This is a genomic window from Nitrospiraceae bacterium (genome assembly GCA_035623075.1).
Taxonomy (GTDB): domain Bacteria; phylum Nitrospirota; class Nitrospiria; order Nitrospirales; family Nitrospiraceae; genus DASPUC01.
In genome coordinates this window covers 1-6,587 of sequence record DASPUC010000017.1, presented here as the reverse complement: position 1 = coordinate 6,587, position 6,587 = coordinate 1, and the positions used below count along the sequence as shown (strand labels likewise).

The window sequence follows — 6,587 nt, the reverse complement described above, 5'->3', positions numbered from 1 at the left end:
GGCCCTTGCTCAGGGCGACTTCGGCTTCACGCAATTTGGCGAGGATCTGTTCGACGGTGTGACGGAAACGTGGCATATGGCCCTCCTTTTGGCCCGACCCTAACATACAGGGTGGACCGGATTAAGGGGGCTAGGTCAGTCCCGCAAGTACGACAATAAGCATCATATGCATTGCATTCTCCTTCCTCTTCGGCCTCACTCGTACTTTTCTGGCGTCTGATGGCGCGCAGGACCCGTGGATTCGGCCAGCGAACCCTGCCACGTGCCGTTCAGATCGGTTCCGGACTTGAGAAGTTCAAGAATCCACTCCAACAGCGCCAGTGCCTCTTGCTCCAAGATCCGGCCTGCTCATGATTGCATCTGGCAATATCGGCCTTTCTCATCCGGCCTCACTCACCCTGTGGGAGGAGCCTGTCTTCTCCTAATAACACTCACTTTGATAGCGCCAGCCGACAATCTTTTGGTACTTATCCGTTTCGATTTCCACCCGACACCGCTTCGATGCGCTTGCTTCACGATCGCCTCCGAGCGCTTCGTTCTGTTGTTCGGCACGGTGATAGATCAGGAGGCTGCCCCCTGTCGTTAAGGGGATCTCCCGGATGGGTGGACCCCAAGCACGCTCGAAGGCATCACGGGGCTGGCCCACCCACGAATACATGATGCCATCTAAGGTGGCTTGCCCGCTCGGGCGGCAGCCCATGAGCTGGACACTGAGTACCAGGGCTAGACTGAGGGAGAGACATACACGCATCCGAATCCCTTTCGTGGGGCAAATGTCCAGAGCCGTCGTCGGTCATCCTTTTTCCTTGGGCTTCTCATGTTCGATGAAGGCGAGAATACGGGCCCCAAGGTGAGACGACTGGAAGAGCGCCGCATTCCCCTGTCCCTCATCGAGGCGTCGTCCCGCTTCTTCGAGCAGGCCACGCAACGTATCCGAGAAATCGTAAATCGCGTCGGCGATGGCAGTGGTCAGTTCATCGTTCGTCATCATGCTCCTCTGGTCGCACCGAGTTCTCCTTCCCCTTCGGCAGCAACCCGTCTCTTCTCTCGCTTGTGCTGACTGAGATTGCCCCGGTGGAGACTGGGGAAGGCCACGCAATCGTATCACCACGTGAGGGCCCTATGGTAGATTCTCTGGCGGAAGAAATCTAGTTACGACTCCACTCTGTGATACGGTGGCCACTGGATTAGCCGATTCCCACAGGGCTTAGGATGATAACCCGTTCATCTCCTTTGATCCGCTGGCAGGACGGCCGAAGCATTTCATCCCACAGGGTCTCCGTCACACCTATGCGAGTCCGGTGTTACAGCAAGGGGAGTCGGTCGCTTATGTGCAATGCCAACTCGATCACACGAGCATTCAATTGACGGTCGATACCTATGGGAAATGGTTGCCGTTGAGGAGCAAGGCTGCAGTGGATCGCCTCAACCAGGGGCTCGGCCTAGCAAGAGGGAGTAAAGTGGTGGCAACTGAGAGGAGGCGAGCCGTCTATGTGCTGGAGCTGGCGAGAGGAATCGAACCTCCAACCTGCGGTTTACAAATGGAAGCTAGATGTTTTTGAAAAGGCTCGGTGTTTCAAATGGTTTCCCCACTTTTCGTTCTTTATTGGGCTCTTAGGTGGCTTCTACTGTTTCCATTGATTCCAATGAATCGTGGCCTTTAGGGTTACTTTTAGCACAAATTTAGCACAAGCTCAGTCTAACCATTCGAGTCTTACCTGTTCACCACTTCGAACGAAAGACAAAACCTTCAAAACGATCTTCAGCTTCTTTCCGCTTGTCTAGTCGATCTGCGCACAGTGTTCAAAAACCTCTCTCATGGTCGCGAGGGGAGAAGTCGATTTTTCAATGACTTTGACGTATCCTTCTGCCGGTTCCAAAACCAAATGATTTCGAGCTGGTAGCGGTGAGGTAGCGCAAATCTCTAACTACTTGCTCTCATAAGAGATTCACAAGAGGAAGCAAACTAATCAACCGCGGGTCACGCCGCCGAGTTGCTGAGGCGGCATGACCCCTCGGACCGGCCTGTGATGTGATAGGACCCGCGTCAGGAAGGCTTACTGTAGACTGGTTCGTTCCGGCTTCGCTTGCGACGCTTCACCCCCTTCTTTCACATCCCGTGCACAGCGAAACCCGAGCCAGTTCATCTTCGTGTTAGGCTCTGTTCCATTTCGCTGGGCAGGTCGCACGGAAGGCGCACTGTCGATCCAACCTCCTCCACGAAAGGCCTTCTGGGTTCCCTTCTCAGGCCCCTTTGGATTTCGGTTCGGTGCCTTTTTGTAGTAGTCGGGGTCATACCAGTCGGCTGTCCATTCTGCGACATTGCCGGCCATCTGATAGACGCCATAGGGGCTGACGGCGTTCTCGTACTTGTCGACAGAGATGATGGGCGGGTAGAGCAGCAGACGTTCCGGCCGATCACGCACCGGGCCGGATAGCCCCGTGCGGGCGAAGTTCGCGCGGCTCAAACCTGCCGGTTCGTTGCCCCATGGGTAGATGCGTCCGTCCTCGCCTCGAGCCGCCTTCTCCCATTCTGCCGAAGAGGGCAACCGCTTGCCTGCCCACTTGCAATAGGCATCGGCGTCGTACCAGGAGACGTGCATAACCGGATGATTGACCATGGTGTCTTGAAAATTTCCACCATCGTATTGCCAGTCAATCAAGGGAGATCGATTCGTGGCGAGGACGAACTTCAAGAACTGCACTGTCGTGACCTCAAACTTATCGATGTCGAAAGCGTCCAGATAGACGCTGCGCTGCGGAAACTCAGCACGATAGGCGTTATGATCAACTTTCTTGTCACTTCCCATCATGAACGGACCCGCAGGGACGCGGACCATTTCATCGTGAGCAGGCAGCTTGGCCCGTTCAGCGGCAAGTTTTTTCCCTTCGGGAGTCCACTCCCTAGTCACATCGGCGACATCCAACGCAAAAGCCAGCCCACTCACGCTCAACAGTCCTGTGAAAATAACCTGGCCTATAATTCCTGTCCTTTGCACGGGGCATCCTCCTTGCGCATCTTGCCTTTCCGCACTTCGGCGGGTGTCGCGCTCTCAACTTCTTCCGTAGGTGCATCGCATTTAGAACCGGTCCCGTCAAGAAATCAAGAGCCCGCCCTTGTGAACCGGGGGGAAGGTTGCTACCCTTTTGAGCCCGTGGTACTCTTCAGGCCTCATGCGTCCGCGTACACAGCAAAACCGCATCTATAGCAACGTGGATCGCGAAAGACGCGCCACCGCCGAAGCCCACCTTTAGGAGCTGAATCGGAAGTGGATTTTGAAGATATCAGACAGGGCTAGCTCCTGATGCATATCAATAAGCTGAAACCGACGAGTAACCGAGTCATAGTTCGCTTAGGCCGGTAGTTGAACTTGCTTGCGCTACTTCACGTATAACTTTTCTTCGTTGTGAGAGGCAAAAATGGCTAACGTGGATACGAATATCGGAGACTCAGTTAGGAATTTTGTTAAGGCGATGCGTTGTCTGGCGATTATCGGAGGAGTGATCGGAACATTATGGGGACCTGCCCAGGGCTGGGCACTAGATCCTAAAGCTGGCGAATGTCTCCCCTCCCAAGAAATGGCACCCCATATTAAATTCTTTGGGTATTTCGCGAGCGCGATGGATGGAGTGGGAAGTGGGGATTACATTAATGATATTTCAGATCATTCCAACATCGCGTGGATCGCGGGGAATATTTCAAACAAAGTCTCCAAAGCTGCCAGAAATGGAATGAAGTCGATAATCAGTATGCGATGGGAACTATTTGACGAGTATTTAAATTTAAGGAGCGACTATCAGGCAAGATGGCAGAATATCGCATCGACCGTAAGGGCCGCCGGCATTGAGCATGTGGCAGCATTTTACCCACTTGATGAGCCTTACTGGTCTGCCTCACAAAACTGCGTCATTAGCCCATCAAATTGTGTGACACCTGAACAAATGACGACAAATCTAGCGACAGTCAACGCCCTGATTCATGCAACATTCCCAGGCGTGCCTGTGGCAGTCATTTTTGCTGCTGCGACACTTAGAAATAATAAGTTCGTAATTCCTAGTGGGTATGATTGGGTCGGATTTGATTGCTACCATGGCACGTTTAAGGACTGTGGTGGTCGTTCCATGTCTTGGTATGTAGAAAGGTTGCGCTCTAAGTTAATCGCGAATCAGAGGCTCATCGCTGTTCCTCAAGCCATTATGCCTGCACAAGCCACAGAGGGGGAGACGCGGAAAATGCTGGCGGAAAATGACAAGTATATGCAGCTCATATGTTCGTCTCCGGAGTTCATTGGAATCTTTCCGTTTCTCTGGGACGGATCGGAAGGCAATCTAGGCGCCAAAAGTTTACCCGCCGTGAAGGCGAGGTACCACGCTATTGGCAAAAGTGTTCTCAAAAGATAGTGACACAGGCTATCCTTTTCAGTGAGATGGGCGACTGTCCAATAGTGAGGCTATGGCGGAATCGCAAAATCAGTTGTTTGTGAACCACCAAATCGTGGCAGGGAAGGGTATGAAATTTCTTGGATTAAAAGTCGACACTCAGAAGGATTTCTGGACATTTCATATATGACGGTTAAATTTCTTCGGTGCCCATGGTATCTGACGCAATCCTTTAATTGAACTCGATTGCCTCCGAAGATTTTGTTCTCTTCAGCGGTTCCGCAGGAATTTTTCTCCACCCCCTCCTATTGACCGATTAGGGAAAGATGGTTGAGATACACCACGCAGTTTAAATTCATATGACACACTTGTTTACGTAGGACTACTAAGCTGTTGTTTTTTTACACAACTCTGTTTTATATCTCTCCCTGTGATGGGGCCACTCATCCCATGTATTTGTTGAGGAATTACCGGACTCTCTTGGACAGTAGTTCGCTCACCTCGTATGCAATTTGCTCCCGGGTGAGTTGTCCATGTCGAACTTTGCACGATGATGGCCCTCAAGGATAGGAGGGGAAAAGATGAATACCTCCAAGAATTGTTTCAACTCAGTGAGAGCGGTGATGGCAGTTCTGCTCGGGTTCCTTCTCATCGGCTGCGGGAGTGGTGGGAGTGGCAGCGGTGGTAGCAGTGCCAGCGGTGGCGGCACGGGCACCATGGCCGTTTCGCTCACCGACGACCCAGCCTGTGGATTTAATGCCGTGTATGTGACCCCCAACACAGTTCGAGTGCATCAAAGTTCCACGGCTTCCGACACGGATCCCGGCTGGACCGATATCACTCTCAATCCGCCGCAGAAAATCAATCTGCTTAACCTCAATAATGGCACGCTTCTCTCGCTGGGCCAGGCCCCCCTGACCGCAGGCCATTACCAGCAGTTGCGCCTGGTCCTGGTGCCGAACAGTAATAATCCCCTGCAGCCTCTGGCCAATTCGGTGGTCCTGATGAACTCGACCACTGAAATTGCGCTCGCTACGCCCAGCGCAGTCCAGAGCGGCATTAAACTGGTTCACGACTTCGACGTGGCCGCCGGGCAACATGTAGACGTGGTGCTCGAGTTTAATGCGTGCAACTCAATCGTGGCACGCAATAACGGCAGCTATGCGCTCAAGCCCGTTATCCAGGTGATGACCGATGTGCTGAACAACGGAATCGACGGCTTTGTTGCGATGTCGCTGCTCACGAACAACGTCGTCGTGACGGCCCAGCAGAATGGGACGGTCGTTCGTACGACGGTCCCGAATACCCAAACTGGCGAATTCTTCCTCGGCCTTCTTCCTACGGATGCAACACACTGTCCCAGTTTCCCATGTCACTTTGATGTCGTGATTACCGCGGATGGCAATGCCGCAGCAGTCATCGCCTCAGTCCCGATCGCAAGTAATACGAGCATCACCAACATTAGTACCAGCACGAACCCGTTTACGTTGCAAGCCTCCAACTCGCAGAGCATTAGCGGCACCGTCACGTTAAGCAACCCCGCCACGGACGAGGGCATGGTGCTGGTCGGCGCGAAGCAGACGTTGAACTCTGGTCCCACCGTGACCATCAAATCCCAAGTGGCCATGGTGTTACTCACGACGCCCACAGTCGGTGACTACTCCTACAACCTCACACTGCCCGTTGGCGCGCCGTTGCTGTACCCGTACAGTACCCCTCTCCCCCTGACACTTAGCTCTACAAACCAGTCGACGGTTGCCGGTGTCTACACTGTTGTGGGGACCGCTCAGGTCCTCCAAGCAGATGGCTCAACGACAACTTACGCAACCCAGAACCCCGCGCCTCACTCGGTCGCCACTACTTCTACGACGGGAGTTACGGGAAACAACTTCAGCTTGTCACCGTAATTGACGATTAGAAATGGGAGGCGCTGTCTTTTGGGCAGCGCCTCCCAAGGCACGCCTCAAAACTCCTGACATGTTGGTCCTCAGCCCGGCTTGGCACTGTAGCGACTTTACCTAAGATGGCTCCCATCTCCCCTCCTAGGTTAGGCTATTGTGCTCATTTTGTGCTCAACTCCACCTCACTCCAGCTCATTCCAGCCTACTCCAGCCAAAGTTCGGATTTTGCGCAAACCTTGGCTGGAGTTGGCCTGAGTGAGTTGGAATAGGCTGGAGGAGGGTCGGGGCCACGGTTTCCTAAACCGC

6 protein-coding genes are annotated in these 6,587 nt (G+C 53.4%); 2 read left to right on the top strand and 4 right to left on the bottom strand.

Going from position 1 to position 6,587, the window contains the following annotated elements:
- Positions 1 to 195: 195 nt before the first annotated feature.
- From VEI50_03425 to VEI50_03410, 4 genes are all read right to left on the bottom strand, one after another.
- Complete coding sequence (locus VEI50_03425) at positions 196 to 336, bottom strand: hypothetical protein (GenBank protein ID HXX74157.1); 141 nt, start codon at positions 334 to 336, stop codon at positions 196 to 198.
- An 85-nt stretch (positions 337 to 421) separates the two neighbouring features.
- On the bottom strand, positions 422 to 658 hold the full coding sequence (locus VEI50_03420; GenBank protein HXX74156.1) for a hypothetical protein: 237 nt from the start codon (positions 656 to 658) through the stop codon (positions 422 to 424).
- A gap of 135 nt (positions 659 to 793) precedes the next feature.
- Complete coding sequence (locus VEI50_03415) at positions 794 to 991, bottom strand: hypothetical protein (GenBank protein HXX74155.1); 198 nt, start codon at positions 989 to 991, stop codon at positions 794 to 796.
- A gap of 1,066 nt (positions 992 to 2,057) precedes the next feature.
- Entirely contained in the window at positions 2,058 to 2,999 is a 942-nt protein-coding gene (locus VEI50_03410) for a formylglycine-generating enzyme family protein (protein HXX74154.1), read from the bottom strand.
- A 421-nt stretch (positions 3,000 to 3,420) separates the two neighbouring features.
- Between VEI50_03410 and VEI50_03405 the strand changes: the two genes are divergently transcribed.
- Complete coding sequence (locus VEI50_03405; GenBank protein HXX74153.1) at positions 3,421 to 4,401, top strand: hypothetical protein; 981 nt, start codon at positions 3,421 to 3,423, stop codon at positions 4,399 to 4,401.
- Between the two features lie 560 nt (positions 4,402 to 4,961).
- Positions 4,962 to 6,287, top strand: a complete 1,326-nt coding sequence (locus VEI50_03400; GenBank protein HXX74152.1) for a DUF4382 domain-containing protein — start codon at positions 4,962 to 4,964, stop codon at positions 6,285 to 6,287.
- Positions 6,288 to 6,587 lie beyond the last annotated feature (300 nt).